At 60.9% G+C, this 15,941-nt stretch carries 18 protein-coding genes; 10 read left to right on the forward strand and 8 right to left on the reverse strand.

What is annotated here, in order from left to right:
• Positions 1 to 489 precede the first annotated feature (489 nt).
• Positions 490 to 1,164 carry a polysaccharide lyase family 7 protein gene (locus LU682_RS11315; RefSeq protein WP_010954604.1) on the reverse strand — a complete coding sequence of 225 codons (675 nt, stop codon included), beginning with the start codon at positions 1,162 to 1,164 and terminating at the stop codon, positions 490 to 492.
• A gap of 234 nt (positions 1,165 to 1,398) precedes the next feature.
• Here LU682_RS11315 and LU682_RS11320 point away from each other — a divergent pair, with 234 nt between their 5' ends.
• A complete protein-coding gene (locus LU682_RS11320; RefSeq protein ID WP_049586565.1) occupies positions 1,399 to 1,722 on the forward strand; it encodes a DUF1654 domain-containing protein in 324 nt (107 codons plus the stop codon).
• Positions 1,723 to 1,760: 38 nt separating this feature from the next.
• On the opposite strand, the gene LU682_RS11325 is transcribed toward LU682_RS11320, so the two are convergent.
• Positions 1,761 to 2,585 carry a S24 family peptidase gene (locus LU682_RS11325; protein WP_049586564.1) on the reverse strand — a complete coding sequence of 275 codons (825 nt, stop codon included), beginning with the start codon at positions 2,583 to 2,585 and terminating at the stop codon, positions 1,761 to 1,763.
• A 164-nt stretch (positions 2,586 to 2,749) separates the two neighbouring features.
• On the opposite strand from LU682_RS11325, the gene LU682_RS11330 reads away from it, so the two are divergent.
• Positions 2,750 to 3,064 (forward strand): hypothetical protein, encoded by a 315-nt coding sequence (locus tag LU682_RS11330; RefSeq protein WP_049586562.1) that lies wholly within the window; start codon positions 2,750 to 2,752, stop codon positions 3,062 to 3,064.
• Positions 3,065 to 3,154: 90 nt separating this feature from the next.
• Here the strand turns inward: LU682_RS11330 and LU682_RS11335 are convergent, their stop codons facing one another.
• Together LU682_RS11335 and LU682_RS11340 are read right to left on the reverse strand one after the other, a co-directional pair.
• On the reverse strand, positions 3,155 to 3,337 hold the full coding sequence (locus LU682_RS11335; RefSeq protein ID WP_010954600.1) for a hypothetical protein: 183 nt from the start codon (positions 3,335 to 3,337) through the stop codon (positions 3,155 to 3,157).
• 94 nt (positions 3,338 to 3,431) lie between these two features.
• Positions 3,432 to 3,785: a hypothetical protein gene (locus tag LU682_RS11340; protein WP_010954599.1), complete on the reverse strand. Its 354-nt coding sequence runs from the start codon at positions 3,783 to 3,785 to the stop codon at positions 3,432 to 3,434.
• A gap of 161 nt (positions 3,786 to 3,946) precedes the next feature.
• Between LU682_RS11340 and LU682_RS11345 the strand changes: the two genes are divergently transcribed.
• Positions 3,947 to 4,768 carry a shikimate 5-dehydrogenase gene (locus LU682_RS11345; RefSeq protein WP_010954598.1) on the forward strand — a complete coding sequence of 274 codons (822 nt, stop codon included), beginning with the start codon at positions 3,947 to 3,949 and terminating at the stop codon, positions 4,766 to 4,768.
• Positions 4,769 to 4,826: 58 nt separating this feature from the next.
• Here LU682_RS11345 and LU682_RS11350 read toward each other — a convergent pair whose 3' ends face one another.
• The 3 genes from LU682_RS11350 to LU682_RS11360 form a co-directional block, all read right to left on the reverse strand.
• The gene (locus LU682_RS11350) at positions 4,827 to 5,069 is read right to left on the reverse strand and encodes a hypothetical protein (RefSeq protein WP_003256190.1); all 243 of its coding nucleotides are present in this window, start codon (positions 5,067 to 5,069) and stop codon (positions 4,827 to 4,829) included.
• A 97-nt stretch (positions 5,070 to 5,166) separates the two neighbouring features.
• On the reverse strand, positions 5,167 to 5,694 hold the full coding sequence (gloA, locus tag LU682_RS11355; protein ID WP_010954597.1) for a lactoylglutathione lyase: 528 nt from the start codon (positions 5,692 to 5,694) through the stop codon (positions 5,167 to 5,169).
• A 224-nt stretch (positions 5,695 to 5,918) separates the two neighbouring features.
• The gene (locus tag LU682_RS11360) at positions 5,919 to 6,278 is read right to left on the reverse strand and encodes a histone-like nucleoid-structuring protein, MvaT/MvaU family (protein ID WP_010954596.1); all 360 of its coding nucleotides are present in this window, start codon (positions 6,276 to 6,278) and stop codon (positions 5,919 to 5,921) included.
• A 361-nt stretch (positions 6,279 to 6,639) separates the two neighbouring features.
• On the opposite strand from LU682_RS11360, the gene LU682_RS11365 reads away from it, so the two are divergent.
• Together LU682_RS11365 and cobF are read left to right on the forward strand one after the other, a co-directional pair.
• Entirely contained in the window at positions 6,640 to 7,929 is a 1,290-nt protein-coding gene (locus LU682_RS11365; RefSeq protein WP_049586560.1) for an OprD family porin, read from the forward strand.
• A 67-nt stretch (positions 7,930 to 7,996) separates the two neighbouring features.
• On the forward strand, positions 7,997 to 8,746 hold the full coding sequence (cobF, locus tag LU682_RS11370; RefSeq protein WP_010954594.1) for a precorrin-6A synthase (deacetylating): 750 nt from the start codon (positions 7,997 to 7,999) through the stop codon (positions 8,744 to 8,746).
• A 69-nt stretch (positions 8,747 to 8,815) separates the two neighbouring features.
• Here the strand turns inward: cobF and LU682_RS11375 are convergent, their stop codons facing one another.
• On the reverse strand, positions 8,816 to 9,166 hold the full coding sequence (locus LU682_RS11375) for a response regulator (RefSeq protein WP_010954593.1): 351 nt from the start codon (positions 9,164 to 9,166) through the stop codon (positions 8,816 to 8,818).
• A 247-nt stretch (positions 9,167 to 9,413) separates the two neighbouring features.
• On the opposite strand from LU682_RS11375, the gene LU682_RS11380 reads away from it, so the two are divergent.
• The 5 genes from LU682_RS11380 to LU682_RS11400 are packed head-to-tail and all read left to right on the forward strand — an operon-like array spanning position 9,414 to position 15,913.
• A complete protein-coding gene (locus LU682_RS11380; protein ID WP_010954592.1) occupies positions 9,414 to 12,881 on the forward strand; it encodes a response regulator in 3,468 nt (1,155 codons plus the stop codon).
• Positions 12,878 to 13,699 (forward strand): CheR family methyltransferase, encoded by an 822-nt coding sequence (locus LU682_RS11385; protein WP_010954591.1) that lies wholly within the window; start codon positions 12,878 to 12,880, stop codon positions 13,697 to 13,699. Before LU682_RS11380 ends, LU682_RS11385 begins: the two co-directional genes overlap by 4 nt.
• Positions 13,696 to 14,271: a chemotaxis protein CheB gene (locus LU682_RS11390; RefSeq protein WP_010954590.1), complete on the forward strand. Its 576-nt coding sequence runs from the start codon at positions 13,696 to 13,698 to the stop codon at positions 14,269 to 14,271. Before LU682_RS11385 ends, LU682_RS11390 begins: the two co-directional genes overlap by 4 nt.
• A complete protein-coding gene (locus LU682_RS11395) occupies positions 14,265 to 15,491 on the forward strand; it encodes a hybrid sensor histidine kinase/response regulator (RefSeq protein ID WP_010954589.1) in 1,227 nt (408 codons plus the stop codon). The genes LU682_RS11390 and LU682_RS11395 overlap by 7 nt, the downstream gene beginning before the upstream one ends.
• A 44-nt stretch (positions 15,492 to 15,535) precedes the next feature.
• Positions 15,536 to 15,913 carry a response regulator gene (locus tag LU682_RS11400; RefSeq protein WP_003256176.1) on the forward strand — a complete coding sequence of 126 codons (378 nt, stop codon included), beginning with the start codon at positions 15,536 to 15,538 and terminating at the stop codon, positions 15,911 to 15,913.
• Positions 15,914 to 15,941 lie beyond the last annotated feature (28 nt).

The following is a 15,941-nucleotide window of genomic DNA, read 5'->3' on the forward strand; positions in this document are numbered from 1 at the left end:
CAGTTCAGCGAAAGGTCCCGGTATTGAGGTTCTCGCCCGTGTCCGGTGATCTGATATAAAACCTTTCTGGACAGGGTAAGCGCACACTTGATGTAGCTCAGAGCTTCTGAGGATTGAGAGGTGCGTATGACCATAGATAGGGATGGAATGGATTGTGATCAGCAGGTTAGCAGGCCGGCTGAAAACAATGGTCCGCCAGGCGGTCAATACTCGGAAGGTAAACGGGAGCAGCCCGAGGATCACGACGATTCCGCACATAATCGGCCCTTTCGAGGCAGGCAGAGATCAGGCCCGCCGGACCCATCGCGGGCATCCAATGCCGAGCGTTATAGTTATCACAAGCGCCCACTGGAGTAACTTCCAGTACAGTGTGTAAAGGCTGGCGGAAGTACTGTTCAGCCCAGCTGATAGAAGCCCAGCCCCGCGCTGGGCTTTTTGCATTCATGCGACGCCCTGAGGGGTTTTGATAGCAGGGCTGGGCATCGACGTTCAGCGATGGATGAGCGAGAGCTCGCTGATGATGCAGATCGAGCCGTCCTCGGCGGGGGTTGCGTCGGTGTAGTCGACCTGGTTGTAGACCCCGCCGTGGAACTCGAACAGGCGTGAAGCCCAGGTACTGTCGAGCTGCAAATCGCCCGACGAAGCGGATACCCCGTTGCATTCGGCCGTCACGGTTACCACGCCTTCAGACGTGGTGTGAATGCTGATGTTGAACGTCGCACCCAGTGGCACCCCCTTCAGGACTGTGGAATTCACCGGGTCGGTCTGGTTGAAGGTGCGCCGAAACCCCAGGGTGATGTTGCCCTTGTTCCAGAACACCTTTACCGGCGGGCCGTCGTCCCCGCGTACGTGCATCTGGGCGATGACCACCTTCTGCGCCGAGTTGACCTTGGTCAGCGTCATTGTCTGGCGATTCCAGTGATCCTGGGCGCTGGCCAGCGTCCAGTCTTGCGTTTCCGTCCATTCGCAGCGTGTCCTGTGGGTGCTTTTGCTCGAAGCCCCTTTGGTTGGGGCTGAGAACTGGATCGAGCCATCGCTGAGCACCGTCACGATGCTGGGAAAGCGGGCAATCGCTTCAGCACCGTTCAGCTCCAGAGCAACAGGGTTGGTTGAGGAGACGGCTACCGGCGTGGCGATGGTGAGGTGGCTGATATCTACGGCCATGGGGAACTCCTGGCGAAAAGGTTTGAGTGGCATAGCCGCCGTACAAGCGACGGCTGAACGCAAACTTAGCCTCAAGCTAAATCTAGGTCAATAGCTTATGGCTAAAATAATTTCGCTTCACGGGAAATTACCTACAGGCGAAATTTTCCCCAGCGGGGGGCTTTACGCAGGATTTGGCGATGAGATAAGCTTTTGTTGAGTACTGTACGAATATACAGCTATCAGGATGAGAATATGGCAAGCCACATGAAGTCGGAACCCCATCAGCGCCAGGAAATGACCGGAATAGAGCGGCTTAGCCTGCGGGTATCGTCAATGATCAACCACCCGCTCGCACAGACGCAGCGCTGGGTAGTGGTGCACCGTCTGGATAGCGACGGTGAAGCGGAATGGGAGGAGGTGATGGGCCAGCTGCTGGAAATGCCCGAGTTGCAGCTGACGTTCAATGATGACGCTAGCGTGACAGTGCGATGGGCGCGCAGTAGCGTGGAAGAGCGTGATGATTTTATCGTCGAGCGCGACTGCGAGGCTCAGGTCGAGGAGGCTGCACCGTTCTGAGCTTTAGCAAAAGCCCGCTGGTCAGGGCGGGCTTCGGTTTATACAAGGTGGGCATTCCACACCAGCAGGACCCTGGCCTGTATGTAGGTCTCTTCCCGACGAATCATGCGGTCTTTGTGCCGCGAGTTGTCGGAGATCATCTCGAAGTGGTCCTCGTCCGCGATCTGTAGCCGCTTGATGTAGATGTGGTCGCCCCAGGAAAAGAAGTAGATACCATCACCGACGAATTCGCGGATGCTGACGTCGACGATCAGCGGGTCGCGGTGCCTGATGGTCGGCTCCATCGACTGGCCCCAGCCAGTCACCATCTTCAGGTGATGGTGCTCGCTGAACGTCACGCCCAGTTCGCGCAGGTGGCTGGGGCTGACGCGAACGTCCTTGAACATCTCGGGGTAGTCGTGGGGGATCTGGCCGCCACCCATGGCTGCCCGCACGTCATAGTGGGCGATCCACACTTCGTCACCGACCAGGCCGGGGCGAAGCGGCTCGGCCTCCAGCAGCGTGGCATCTGCAGGCTCTTGCGCCGCTGCCAGCAGCCTTTGCCGGGTTTCTTCGGAGATACCTTTGCCGCTTCGGGCCAGCATCTGTTTGACCAGGTCGGCTGCAGAGAGCTTGTTGTCACCTGGCTCGACAGCCGCTTGTGCGTGTTCGCCTGGCGACAGCGCGTCGAACCAGCCCCGTGGCAAGCCTTCGATGCCCTCGATGCGGCGGGCCACGTCATCGCCCAGGTTTTTCACGGTCTTGTCGGAAAGGATCTGGCTAAGGTGTGCAGGCGCCATCCCCCAGCGCTCTGCGCAGGTGCCCTTTCTCTGGCTGCCGATCAGCTTCACCAGGTTGTGCTTGCGAATTTGGTAGATGTCCATGGGGTGAAGCATGCCAGTGTTTAGCTTGCTGCTAAATGTGCGCATAGCTAAATCTACTCTTGTGGTGTGTTTAGCTGTAGGCTAAATTAAGCGTGCGAACAAAGAAAGCTAGCGAGACATTTTTCTCCAGGGCTGATCACATCATCATCTGTAATGAGGTTCACATGGATCCGACCGACCTCGGCCCGGGCACCGTCACTTGGCTGGGCGGTACGGGGACTGTACTGCTGGGTGCGTTTCTGTGGCTGCGTAAATGGTTGTCGAGGGATGCAGTCGACCGCGCGATGGACAACGCTGAAATTGCCGTCATCCGCCACCTGACAGAGCTGCTGGACATTGAACGGGATGCCCGAAGGGAGGCGCAGGCAAAAGCTGATCTGCTCGCCAAGGAACGAAACGAACTGGTGATGACCGTAGGCCGGCTGCAAGGCAAGGTCATGGTGCTGACCAGTAAGCTGGGCAGTAGCGGCCAAACGTAGGGGGGCAGCCCGGGCAATCCGCGAAGAAAAAAAAGCCCGCCAAATTGGCGGGCGACAAGGGCGTAGGGAGCAACGCACAACAAATTCGGTTCAGGCAACCAAAGTGCCTGGTTGCAACTGTTCGGCCAGTGCCTGGGCTGAGGCGCGGGTCGGCATCGGGCCGCTCACGGCTTCGCCGTTGCGAACCAGGTACCAGCACGCCAGCAGGCCTTGCTCACGCAGTGAGGCGGGAACGGCGCTACCGACAACGGACATGATCTGGATAGTGGCCATGGGGACCTCCTTTAAAACATGGCTCTACCATACGCAGCAGCCGGATCTGTTTGAAATCAACTTCCTCGATAGTGATCATTGGTCCTGTCAACCTTTACCAGCGCGGTGGCCCGTAATACACCGGCGGCGGCCCATAATAGGTGCGGTAGCCCGGTGGCGGCGGGGGAGGCGCGTAGTAGGGCTGGTAGTACAGCGGCTGTGGAGGCGGTTGTACGTACACCGGCGGCGGCGCGTAATAGACCGGCTGGCGCTCGACATACACCGTACGGTCATGGCCGCCATAAACCGTCGCCCCCACCACGGCGCCGACCACTGCCGCACCTAGAAGTGGTCCCGGCCCATACCAACCACCATGCCCATGGCCGCCATAGCCGCCGTGCGCTGCTGCAGGCCCGCTGATGGCCAGGGCACCGACCAGCAGGACGATTCCGGGAATGAGACGGTTCATAAAACAACCTCGCAGGAAAACCCCACGTCCGGGGCCCTGTTACTATGACTCCGGCCTCTGTCAGCTGAGCACAGGGGAACGGTAAAGGTTGTGTAAGGGACGACCAGTGGCTGACTCTGTTACGCTGAATAAACGTTTCAGTCATGACCAAGGAGCCTGTTATGCCGACAACTCCCAGCCGGGACACCGTGCTTTGCATCTCTCTGGCCGGTCGCCCCGGCACCTTCGGCGTGCGCTTTCACAACCACCTGTACCAGCAGTTGGGCCTGGACTTCTACTACAAGGCCATGCGCACCGATGACCTGCCGGCGGCGGTGGCAGGGATCCGCGCCCTGGGTATTCGCGGCTGCGGGGTGTCGATGCCGTACAAGGAAGCCTGCATGGCCTTGGTCGACGAAATCGATCCCTCGGCGGCGGCCATCGAGTCGGTCAATACCCTTGTCAATTGCAATGGCCACCTCAAGGCGTACAACACCGATTACCTGGCCGTGCGCCAATTGCTGGCTCAGCATCAGGTCGATCCGGGCACGGCCTTTGCCCTGCGAGGCAGCGGTGGCATGGCCAAGGCCGTGGCCAGCGCCTTGCGCGATGCCGGGTTTGCCGAAGGCATCATCGTTGCACGCAACGAGCAGGCCGGGCGTCAGTTGGCGGATGTCTGTGGTTATCGCTGGGTGCCTGAGCCAGGCGACATTTGCCCGCCCATGCTGGTGAACGTGACGCCGATCGGTATGGCAGGCGGGCTGGAGGCAGAAGAGCTGGCGTTTCCCGAGCACGCCATCGCGGCGGCGGAACGGGTGTTCGATGTGGTGGCGATGCCGGCGCAGACGCCGTTGATTCGCCGGGCTCAGGCGTTGGGCAAGCCGGTGATCACTGGGCTGGAGGTCATTGCGCTGCAGGCGCTGGAACAGTTCGTGTTGTACACCGGGGTAAGGCCGACGCGGGAGCAGGTGGATGCGGCGGTGGCATACGCGCGGGCTACCTAGTTAATACTACCCCCCCTTCGCAGCTCCGGTGGCGAAGGGGGGTACAGGCGAAACCGGATCAGAACACCTCGTGCCCGTTATCCAGCTGTTTGTCGACCAGTGCGCGGCCATGGGCCAGCGACACACGCTGCGCATTTTCAAGGTCGGAGAAGAATTGCATGGGCATCGACATACGCTTGCTGGTGTGCCCGTCAGGTGCCGTGATCAGGCAGCCGGCGGCATAGGGCAGGGGTGAGTCGGGATGGGGCATCACGCTGGCAGTGATGGTGTGCTCGCGGTATTCACAGTGAAGAGATTGCATCGTCCTTACCTCGCTGTGGTATGTGAAGCAGTTACCTTCATATACCACAGCAAGAGGCCGGGAGTTCCCGGCCTGACGAGCGCGCCGCGACGAACGCTTAGCCTTCGAGCTCGGTTGGCTGGATCACTTCGACCCAATAACCGTCCGGGTCCTTGACGAAGGCCAGGTGGTTCATGCGGCCGTCCTGCAGGCGTTTCTGGAACGGCACTTCCAGTTCCTCGAAGCGCGCGCAAGCGGCGCGGACGTCGGGTACCGAAATGCAGATGTGGCCAAAGCCGCGTGGGTCGGTGTTGCCATTGTGGTAGGCAAAATCGGCATCGTTTTCGGTGCCATGGTTGTGGGTCAGCTCCAGCACGCCAGGGATCGACTTCATCCACTGGTGGCGGGCGGTGTCATCAGCGGGGATCTGGGCAGGGTCGACCAGGGCCAGGAAGTACAGGCTGAAAGCGGCTTCAGGGAAGTCACGCTTGTCCACCAGGCGGAAGCCCAGCACGCGGGTGTAGAAGTCCAGCGACTTCTCGATGTCCTTGACCCGCAGCATGGTGTGGTTGAAGACGAACTGGGCGGTGGCGGCGTCAGGTTGCGCGGTGACGCCAGGCAGGGTTTGCAGATCGTGCAGGCTCATGGGAACTCCTGAGACGGGGCCGGGCGCAGGGCGCCGGCAAAACAGACAGGCTGGCCATGATACGGCAGTGCGCCGATTGCGCAAATGAAAGCGCCCTGCAAAGGCAGGGCGCTGAAATTAGAGGCCCGCATGTGCGGGCGCGTGATGGGGTCGCTAGTCCTTTAGCTGTTTCGATACTGAGCCAGTCCTTGTGAAAAAAGTGTGAAGCCTATGTGGGCATTTCATCAGCGTACCCAGCTTTCTACCGTGGCGGCCCCATACTGTTCTTTCCAGGCCTTGAGGCCACGGTGGTTGCCACCTTTGGTCTCGATGCGTTCGCCGGTGTGCGGGTTCTGATAGACCTTGACCACCCGCGGGCGGCGTTGTTGCTTGGGGGGTGTGCTGGACGCGCGGGCCACAGCCTTCGGGTCGAGGATGGCGATGATATCGCGCAGGCTCTTGTCATAGCTTTTCATCAGGCCGACTAGTTTCTGCTCGAATTCGATTTCGCGTTTGAGGCCGGCATCCTTTTTCAACGCTTCCAGTTGCGCCATCTGTTCCTGGAGCGCTTTTTCGGCAGCACGAAACTCTGCAAGTCTGGACACTGTAATCACTCCTGTACGTCGGTCGTGGCAGGGCGTGACGAACATTGAAGACGCGTAAAAACGCCGGCCACGCAGTTGGGTTTCACTGTTCGCTGATATCGAGTGTAGTCATTCATGGCTACTGGGTAAACTGCTAACTTTTTGCAAGTAAGGCGGGAACTTTCCTAGTTTTGCGCACGGTATTTTGCGTTTTTTCTGCGGTTGCACGACAGGGGGCCTAGACCATGGTCCAATGGCCCGCGCCAGAGCCTTTGCGCGATCATTTCAGATGATGGCCGACTCATGTTCGGACCTGCCGCAGTACCGTGGCCAACACGTGCCACAGGTTGTTAACTCGTCTTCATTCTGGATGTTTCCTCGCATGTTTTCCCCTTTCCCCCTCGCCCCCGGGCGCCGTGTTACCGGCCTGTTTCTATTGTGTGCCGGTGTCAACGCCCAGGCTGCCGGGTTTCTTGAAGACGCCAGTGCCAAGATCGAAGCACGCAATGTCTATTTCAACCGCGACTTCCGGGACGGTTACAGCAGTTCCAGCCAGGGCGCATCCAAGCGCGAAGAGTGGGCACAAGGCTTCATCCTCAATGTGCAATCGGGTTATACGCAAGGCCCGGTAGGTGTTGGTGTGGATGCGCTGGGCATGTTCGGCTTCAAACTGGATTCCAGCCCGGCCGACAGCAACAGTGGATTGCTGCCCTCGTCTGGCCACGACCCCCGGCGCTCGGCCGACCAGTATGCGAAGATGGGCCTGGCGGCCAAGGTCAAGGTGTCCAATACCGTGCTCAAGTACGGTTCGATGATGCCGGATGTGCCGTTGCTCAAGTACAACGATGGCCGTCTGCTGCCGACCCTGTTCCATGGGGCCATGCTCACCTCTGAAGAACTGCACGACCTGAAGTTCACCCTGGCTCGCCTGGACAAATACACCGCTCGGGATTCCACCGACCGCCAGGACATCCGCGTGCACTGCAAGAACAAGCGTTATGCCTGCGATACCGAAGCCGACCACTTCGACCTGGCCGGTGTCGACTACCGTTTCAACGAGCGTTTCAGCGCCCAGTACCAAGTGGCCAAGCTGGAGAATATCTACCGCCAGCACTTCCTCGGCCTGGTGGCCAGTCAGCCGCTGCCGGTGGGCAGCCTGTCGGCTGACATGCGCCTGATCAAGAGTGATGACATCGGCAATGCCCGTGCGGGCGAAATCGACCATCGCGCCTTCAGCGGCATGCTTGGCTACAGCCTCGGTGGCCACAAGCTCAGCGCCGGCTGGCAGCGCATGTATGGCAACAGTGCCATGCCGTACCTGGATGGCAGCAACCCGTACTTGGTCAACTACGCCCAGGTCAATGATTTTGCCGCTGCACAGGAGCGCTCCTGGCAAGTGCGCTATGACTACGACTTCAAGGCGCTGGGTGTACCCGGCCTGACCTTCTTCACCCGTTATATCAACGGCGACAATATCAAGGTGCCGGGTAGCAGTGTCGAAGGCAAGGAGTGGGAACGCGACACCGAGTTCAAATACCAGGTGCAAAGTGGCACCTTCAAGGATGTCAGCGTACGCCTGCGTAATTCCACTTACCGCAGCAACTATGAACGGTGGGCGCGTGACATGGATGAGACGCGGGTCATTGTCAGCTACAACTTCTCGATCTTCTAAGCAGCTGCTTTGCCAAATACCGGTAACCGCCCGACAATGGTCGCGGGTTCCCGCAAAGGGCAGGGCAATGAAAGACCTGTTGTTGATCGGTATCGGCGCGGGTGACCCGCGCCAGGTCACCTATGAAGCGGTCGATGCGCTGCGCAGTGCCAGCGTGTTCTTCGTGCTCGACAAGGGCGACGACAAAGATGAACTGGTGCGCCTGCGCAAGGCCATTCTGCAGCGCTACCGCCCCGAGGGTGGTTATCGCCTGGTGCCGGTGGTCGACCCGTTGCGCGATGCGCAGGCGCAAGACTACCTGGGCGCGGTGCAGAACTGGCACCGGCAGCGTGCTGCGCTGTATGCGCGCCTGATCGAGGAGGAAATTGGCGACGGTGAAACGGGGGCCTTCCTGCTGTGGGGCGAGCCCACCCTGTACGACAGCACCCTGCGCATACTCGACCTGGTTCGCGAACAGGGCGTGACGCTGCGCTTGCAGGTCATCCCTGGCATCAGCAGTGTGCAGGCGCTGGCGGCGCGGCACCAGGTGCCGCTCAACCGCATCGGCGAGCCCCTGACCGTGTTGCCGGGGCGACGCCTGGCCGAGCAGGGGGCTGTCGATAATGTGGTGGTGATGCTCGACGGGCAGTGCGCCTTTGCCGGGCTCGATGACCCGGCGTTGACCATCTACTGGGGCGCGTACCTGGGGACCGAGGATGAAGTGCTGATTGCCGGGCCGTTGCAGGCGGTGAAGGCGCAGATACTGGAAGTGCGCGAGCGGGAGCGGGCGCGTAAGGGGTGGATCATGGATACCTATCTGCTGCGCAGAGAGCTGTGAGGTGGGTTGCCTGTGTCGGCCTCTTCGCGGGCACGCCCGCGCCTACGAGCGAAACAGGCGCGGCCGTGCTCAAGGGGTACCCAGAATACCCACCACCGTGTCCCGCAACTGGTCGATGCTGAACGGCTTGCCGATCAAGTGCATGCCCTCCGGCACATTGAAACTGTCGGCGTAGCCGCTGGCAAACAGCACCGGTAACAGTGGCCGCAGTTCGCGCGCTTTTCCCGCCAGCTCCTCACCTCGCATGTCCGGTAGACCCACGTCGGTCATCATCAGTGCCAGTGCCTGGCTGGGGTCTTCAAGTACGCGCAGGGCGGCTGTGGCGTCTTCTGCCTCGATGACCTTGTAGCCCAAGTCGTCGAGCACTTCGACCATCAGCATGCGTACGATGTCGTCGTCTTCGACTACCAGAAGGTGCATGGTTCAAATCCTGTACAAATGAGTGTCTTTAATCTGTGTACCGCGCGGCATCAGAAGTTCCCGAGGATACCGCTCCATGCAAATAGATGGAACGATTGCCGAACGCTACCTTCAAATACTGGCTCAATGCCCTGCCAGACCCGTCAAAGCTGGTTAGACTCGCATATCAGGACAGGCAGTGGCAGATAACAACAACGACGGATCGGCCACTCTTTTCAATGGACTTTTCTAGCTCGGGCGTTTTCTCATGATTCAAGCAGCCTCGATGGACCAGCGAAGCTTTCGCAAGCTGTTGAGCCGTAACATCGGCCTCCCCCTGGGGGTTGGCCTGCTCGGGGCCGTGGCCTTCGTCGCGGTGATCAACTACCTGCTTTCGGCCATGCAGTGGGTCGAGCACACCGACCGGGTGATCGGCAATGCCAACGAAACGGTCAAGCTGTCGATCGACATGGAAACGGGCATGCGCGGTTTCCTGATCACGGGCGACGAGCGCTTCCTTGACCCTTACGAGGTGGCCAAGCCACGCATTCTCGGCAGCCTGAAAAGCCTGCGCAGCATGGTCGAGGACAACCCGCAGCAGGTTGACCGTATTGACCGGCTGATGGCCTTGCAGCAGGCCTGGAACGACTTCGGTAACGAGATGATCAGCCTGCGCCGCAGCCAGGGCGATTACCAGGCCTCGATCGGCAATGGCCGGGGCAAGCGCATCACCGATGAAATCCGCAAGGAGTTCGATGACCTGATCATTACCGAACAACAATTGCGCATGGCCCGTAACGAAAAAGTCAGTACCGTCACCGTGACGGCGATTTCGGCGTTCGTGCTGTTCATTGTCGGCCTCAGTGCATTGCTGGCCTACCTGGGCCGTCGTGACCTGCTGGCACTTTCGGCCAACTACGCTGAAAACCTGCAAGCCCAGCAACGCTCGGCGCAGCGCCTGGAGCACCAGGCCTGGTTGCGCACCGGCCAGACCCAACTGGCGCAGCAGGTACTCGGGCAACTGACCTTGCCCATGCTTGGCGAGAACATCCTGCGCTTCTTTGCCTCTTATCTGGGCAGCGTGGTGGGCGCCGTGTACGTGCGCGACGAGCATGGCCGGCTGGTGCGTGTGGCCTGTTATGGCCTGAGTACCGAAGAGCAGGCCCGCGAGCAGATCGAGTCGGACCACCATGGCCTGTTGGCCCAGGCGGTCCGCGAAGGCCGCTTGCTGCGCCTGGAGGAACTGCCCGAGGATTTCTATCGCCTCAGTTCCGGCCTGGGCAGCGGCTTGCCGCGCAGCGCACTGCTGATGCCGGCGACCGAAGACGGGCAGATCAACGGGGTGATCGAGCTGGGTTTCCTGCGCCCCTTGCAAGAACGGGATGAAGAGCTGCTGGAGCGGGTCGGCGGCAATCTGGGCATGTCCATCGAGAGTGCCCGTTATCGCCAGCGCCTGCAGGAAGTGCTGGCCGAAACTCAGCAACTCAATGAAGAGCTGCAGGTGCAGCAGGAAGAGCTCAAGACTGCCAACGAAGAGCTCGAAGAGCAGTCACGGGTGCTCAAGGAGTCGCAGGCCCATCTGGAAACCCAGCAGGCCGAACTCGAGCAGACCAACGAGCAGTTGTCGGAACGCACCGAAGCGCTGGACCGCAAGAACGATGAGCTGAGCCAGGCGCAGCTGGAGCTGCAGGCCCGTGCCGACGACCTGCAGCGATCGAGCAAGTATAAGTCCGAATTCCTCGCCAACATGTCCCATGAGCTGCGCACGCCGCTCAACAGCTCGCTGATCCTGGCCAAGCTGTTGGCAGAAAACGCTGAAGGCAACCTCAGCGAGGAGCAGGTCAAGTTCGCCGAATCCATCTACTCGGCCGGCAACGATCTGCTCAACCTGATCAACGACATTCTCGATATCGCCAAGGTCGAGGCCGGCAAGCTTGAAGTACGGCCCGAAACCACCCAGGTCGAGCGCCTGGTCGAAGGCTTGCGCGGCATGTTCCAGCCGCTTGCCGGTCACAAGGGGCTGGCCTTCGAGGTCAAGGTCGAGCCGCAGGTACCGGTCACGCTGTTCACCGACCGTCAGCGCCTGGAGCAGATCCTCAAGAACCTGTTGTCCAACGCCATCAAGTTCACCGAGCGTGGCCAGGTCAGCATGAACGTCAGCTTCCAGGCTGACAGCGGTATCGTGTTCGCAGTCCGTGACACCGGCATCGGCATTGCGGCCGATCAGCAGCAGGCGATCTTCGGCGCCTTCCACCAGGTCGATGGCACCAGCAATCGCCGTTATGGTGGCACTGGCCTGGGTCTGTCGATCTCCCGTGACCTGGCGCATTTGCTCGGAGGCCAGATCAATGTCGACAGCAGCCCCGGGCAAGGCAGCGTGTTCAGCCTGATTCTGCCGGAGCGCTATGCTGCCGAGGCCGAAGACGTCGAACCGCAAAGCCTGCGCCCGGCCGTCGATGCGTTGCCGCCTGCACCGCAAGCGCCGCTGGCCGCCGCTGTCACGCGCCCGGCGCCGGCCTTTGCCGACGACCGCGAGCGGGCCCCTTTCGATACCCGCTGCATTCTGGTAATCGAAGACGAGCCCAACTTTGCCCGCATCCTCTTCGACCTGGCCCATGAGCTGGGCTATAGCTGCCTGGTGGCCCATGGCGCCGACGAAGGCTTCGAGCTGGCAGCCCAGTACATTCCGGATGCGATCCTGCTGGACATGCGCCTGCCCGACCACTCGGGCCTGACTGTCCTGCAGCGCCTCAAGGAGCAGGCCAGCACCCGCCATATCCCGGTGCACATCATTTCGGTGGAAGACCGCGTCGAGGCGGCCATGCACATGGGGGCGGTGGGGTATGCGGTCAAACCCACCAGCCGCGAGGAGCTCAAGGAGGTGTTCGCTCGCCTGGAAGCCAAGCTCACGCAAAAGCTCAAGCACATCCTGCTGGTGGAAGACGACGACCTGCAGCGCGAGAGCATCGCCCGGCTGATCGGTGACGACGATGTCGAGATCACGGCCGTCGCCATGGCCCAGGATGCACTGGCGCTGTTGCGCCAGAACATCTACGACTGCATGATCATCGACCTCAAGCTGCCAGACATGCTCGGCAACGAGCTGCTCAAGCGCATGACCGCCGAGGATATCCGCGCCTTCCCGCCGGTGATCGTGTATACCGGCCGCAACCTCACCCGCGAGGAAGAAGCCGACCTGCTCAAGTATTCACGCTCGATCATCATCAAGGGCGCACGTTCGCCGGAGCGCCTGCTGGACGAAGTGACGCTGTTCCTGCACAAGGTCGAATCGCAGCTGTCCAACGAACGTCAACGCATGCTCAAGACCGCGCGCAGCCGCGACAAGGTGTTCGAGGGCCGCAAGGTGCTGCTGGTGGACGACGATGTGCGTAATATCTTTGCCCTGACCAGCGCCCTGGAGCACAAGGGCGCCATTGTCGAAATCGGCCGCAACGGGCGCGAAGCCATCGAGCGCCTGGAGCAGCACGACGATATCGACCTGGTGCTGATGGACGTGATGATGCCGGAGATGGACGGCTTCGAGGCCACCCGCCTGATCCGCCAGCAACCGCGCTGGCGCAAACTGCCGATCATCGCCGTGACCGCCAAGGCCATGAAGGATGACCAGCAGCGTTGCCTGCAAGCCGGTGCCAATGATTACCTGGCCAAGCCGATCGACCTGGACCGCCTGTTCTCGTTGATCCGTGTCTGGCTGCCGCAACTGGAGCGAATTTGACTAGCGAACGCAACACCGACATCGAGATCCGACTGCTGATCGAGGCGATCTACCTCAAGTACAGCTACGATTTCCGCAATTATTCCGGCGCTTCGATCAAGCGCCGGATTCTCCACGCGCTGCGTCAGTTCGATTGTCTGACGGTGTCTGCGTTGCAGGAGCGCGTCCTGCACGACCCGGGCATGTTCATGCAGTTGCTGCAGTACCTGACGATCCCGGTCAGCGAGATGTTCCGTGACCCTGACCACTTCCTTGCCGTGCGCAACGAAGTGGTGCCGCTGCTGCGCACCTGGCCGTCGATCAAAGTCTGGATCGCGGGCTGCAGCACGGGGGAGGAGGTGTATTCCATGGCCATCCTGTTGCGTGAGGAAGGGCTGCTTGAACGCACCATCATCTACGCCACCGACATCAACCCGCATTCGCTGGACAGGGCCAAGCAGGGCATCTACTCGATGCAGAGCATGCGCGAGTACGAGGAAAACTACCGCCTGGCCGGTGGCCGCCGTGACTTCGCCGAGTACTACACCGCCGCCTATGGCAACGCCATCATGGACAGCAGCCTGCGCGACAACGTGACCTTCGCCGACCACAGCCTGGCCACCGACAGCGTGTTCTCCGAGACCCAACTGGTGTCCTGCCGCAATGTGCTGATCTACTTCAACAAGGACCTGCAGGATCGGGCGCTGGGCCTGTTCCATGAGTCGCTCTGCCACCGCGGTTTTCTGGTGTTGGGTAGCAAGGAGTCGGTGGACTTTTCGGCCTACAGCGATCGTTTCGAGCCGCTGGTCAAGCCCCAACGGATCTTCCGTAAATCATGAGCGGCGTACGCGCAGTGGTGATCGGCGCCTCGGCCGGTGGCGTGGCGGCATTGTTCCAGGTGCTCGGCACGCTGCCATCGGCGTTCGCCATACCGGTGCTCTGCGTGCTGCACCTGCCGGACGACCGCCACAGCCAACTGGCTGGCGTGCTGCAGCGGCGGCTGCATCGGCCGGTATGCGAGGCACGCGACAAGGAGAGCATCAGCAGCGGGCAGATCTATGTGGCGGGGCCGGGTTACCACTTGTCGGTGGAGCGCGACCTGACGCTGTCGCTGAGCCAGGAAGAACCCGTGCACTTCTCGCGCCCGGCGATCGATTTCCTGTTCATCTCGGCGGCCGATGCCTATGGCGATGGCCTGCTGGGTGTGCTGCTCACCGGGGCCAACGAAGACGGCGCCAGGGGCCTTGCCTACATCAAGAACAATGGGGGGCGCACGATCGTCCAGGACCCTCGTGACGCACAGGTTGCCCTGATGCCGGAGGCCGCCCTGGCCCTGCACCAGCCCGACCATATCCTTACTCTGAGCGGTATCGGGCAGTTGCTCGCGACCCTGGAATACAGCGCATGCTAAGCCACACCACCGCCAAACTGCTGATTGTCGACGACTTGCCGGAAAACCTGCTGGCGCTCGATGCCCTGATCCAGGGCGAGGACCGCGAGGTGCACCAGGCACAGTCTGCCGAGGCTGCCTTGTCGTTGCTGCTGGAGCACGAGTTCGCACTGGCCATTCTCGATGTGCAGATGCCGGGCATGAACGGTTTCGAACTGGCCGAGCTGATGCGCGGTACCGACAAGACCAAGCACATCCCGATCGTCTTCGTCAGCGCGGCGGGCCGCGAGATGAATTATGCCTTCAAGGGCTACGAGAGCGGGGCCGTGGACTTTCTGCACAAGCCGCTCGACACCCTGGCGGTAAAAAGCAAGGTCTCGGTGTTCGTCGACCTGTTCCGCCAGCGCAAGGTGCTTGGCCGGCAGCTGGAAGCCCTGGAGCAGAGCCGCCAGGAACAGGAGCTGCTGCTCAGCCAGCTGCAGGTGGCACGGTGTGAGCTGGAGCACGCCGTGCGCATGCGTGACGACTTCATGTCGATCGTCTCCCACGAGGTGCGTACGCCGCTCAATGGCCTGATTCTGGAAACCCAGTTGCGCAAGATGCACCTGGCACGGGGCAACCTGGACGCGTTCAGTGTCGACAAGCTGCAGGCCATGGTCGAGCGCGACGAACGGCAGATCAACAGCCTGATCCGGTTGGTCGAGGACATGCTCGATGTTTCGCGCATCCGGACCGGTAAACTTTCGCTGCGGCCCAAACTGTTTGACCTGGGCCAGCTGGTGCGTGGGCTGGTGGAAAACTTCACGGCGCAGGCCATGGCCCTGGAAACACACATCGAATTGCAGCGTTGCGAAGCACTGAAGGGGGAGTGGGACGAATTCCGGATTGAACAAGTAGTGGCCAACCTGTTGTCCAATGCAATGCGTTACGGCGAGCGCAATCCGGTGCAGGTGCGGGTGTTCGAGCAGGGCGGCATGGCCTGGGTGCAGGTGCAGGATCACGGTATCGGTATCAGCGCCGCCAACCAGCAGCGGATCTTCCAGCAGTTCGAGCGGGTCGCTGCCCAGCAGGCCAGCGGAGGTCTGGGCTTGGGGCTGTACATCTCCGAGCAGATCGTCCAGGCGCACGGTGGCCGGATACAGGTTGAAAGCGAGGAGGGCAAGGGTGCCACATTCACCCTGCAATTGCCGCTGGCAACATTCAAAGAACAAAACGACCAGGCGCGGGCAACCTCTGTGTAAGCCTGGGGTCTGATGGCCAACTGTAAGTATTTCAAGGCGTTAACATGAGTGAAGATGCACAAGATGTGGTTCTGGTCGTCGAGGATGAACCGGCGATTCGCATGATTTTGCGCGATTACCTGGCGGGTGAGGGGTACCACGTCCTGGTGGCTGAGGATGGCGAGCAGGCGTTTGCCATCCTGGCCAGCAAACCGCACCTGGACCTGATGGTGACGGACTTCCGTTTGCCGGGGGGGATCTCGGGAGTGGATATTGCCGAGCCCGCGGTGAAGTTGCGGCCCGACCTGAAGGTGATTTTCATCAGCGGCTACCCGGCGGAGATTCTCGAATCTGGCAGCCCGATCACCCGCAAGGCCCCTATCCTGGCCAAGCCGTTTGACCTGGATACCTTGCACGAGCAGATCCAGTCGCTGTTGCGCTGAGGCATCCGGCCTCTTCGCGGGGCAAGCC

Source organism: Pseudomonas alloputida (genome assembly GCF_021283545.2).
Taxonomy (GTDB): domain Bacteria; phylum Pseudomonadota; class Gammaproteobacteria; order Pseudomonadales; family Pseudomonadaceae; genus Aquipseudomonas; species Aquipseudomonas alloputida.

Bases quoted from the DNA above. Each gene is read 5' to 3' on its own strand.
- LU682_RS11315 (WP_010954604.1), bottom strand. From the start codon at position 1,164: ATGGCCGTAGATATCAGCCACCTCACCATCGCCACGCCGGTAGCCGTC.
- LU682_RS11320 (WP_049586565.1), top strand. From the start codon at position 1,399: ATGGCAAGCCACATGAAGTCGGAACCCCATCAGCGCCAGGAAATGACC.
- LU682_RS11325 (WP_049586564.1), bottom strand. From the start codon at position 2,585: ATGGACATCTACCAAATTCGCAAGCACAACCTGGTGAAGCTGATCGGC.
- LU682_RS11330 (WP_049586562.1), top strand. From the start codon at position 2,750: ATGGATCCGACCGACCTCGGCCCGGGCACCGTCACTTGGCTGGGCGGT.
- LU682_RS11335 (WP_010954600.1), bottom strand. From the start codon at position 3,337: ATGGCCACTATCCAGATCATGTCCGTTGTCGGTAGCGCCGTTCCCGCC.
- LU682_RS11340 (WP_010954599.1), bottom strand. From the start codon at position 3,785: ATGAACCGTCTCATTCCCGGAATCGTCCTGCTGGTCGGTGCCCTGGCC.
- LU682_RS11345 (WP_010954598.1), top strand. From the start codon at position 3,947: ATGCCGACAACTCCCAGCCGGGACACCGTGCTTTGCATCTCTCTGGCC.
- LU682_RS11350 (WP_003256190.1), bottom strand. From the start codon at position 5,069: ATGCAATCTCTTCACTGTGAATACCGCGAGCACACCATCACTGCCAGC.
- gloA (WP_010954597.1), bottom strand. From the start codon at position 5,694: ATGAGCCTGCACGATCTGCAAACCCTGCCTGGCGTCACCGCGCAACCT.
- LU682_RS11365 (WP_049586560.1), top strand. From the start codon at position 6,640: ATGTTTTCCCCTTTCCCCCTCGCCCCCGGGCGCCGTGTTACCGGCCTG.
- cobF (WP_010954594.1), top strand. From the start codon at position 7,997: ATGAAAGACCTGTTGTTGATCGGTATCGGCGCGGGTGACCCGCGCCAG.
- LU682_RS11375 (WP_010954593.1), bottom strand. From the start codon at position 9,166: ATGCACCTTCTGGTAGTCGAAGACGACGACATCGTACGCATGCTGATG.
- LU682_RS11380 (WP_010954592.1), top strand. From the start codon at position 9,414: ATGATTCAAGCAGCCTCGATGGACCAGCGAAGCTTTCGCAAGCTGTTG.
- LU682_RS11390 (WP_010954590.1), top strand. From the start codon at position 13,696: ATGAGCGGCGTACGCGCAGTGGTGATCGGCGCCTCGGCCGGTGGCGTG.
- LU682_RS11395 (WP_010954589.1), top strand. From the start codon at position 14,265: ATGCTAAGCCACACCACCGCCAAACTGCTGATTGTCGACGACTTGCCG.
- LU682_RS11400 (WP_003256176.1), top strand. From the start codon at position 15,536: ATGAGTGAAGATGCACAAGATGTGGTTCTGGTCGTCGAGGATGAACCG.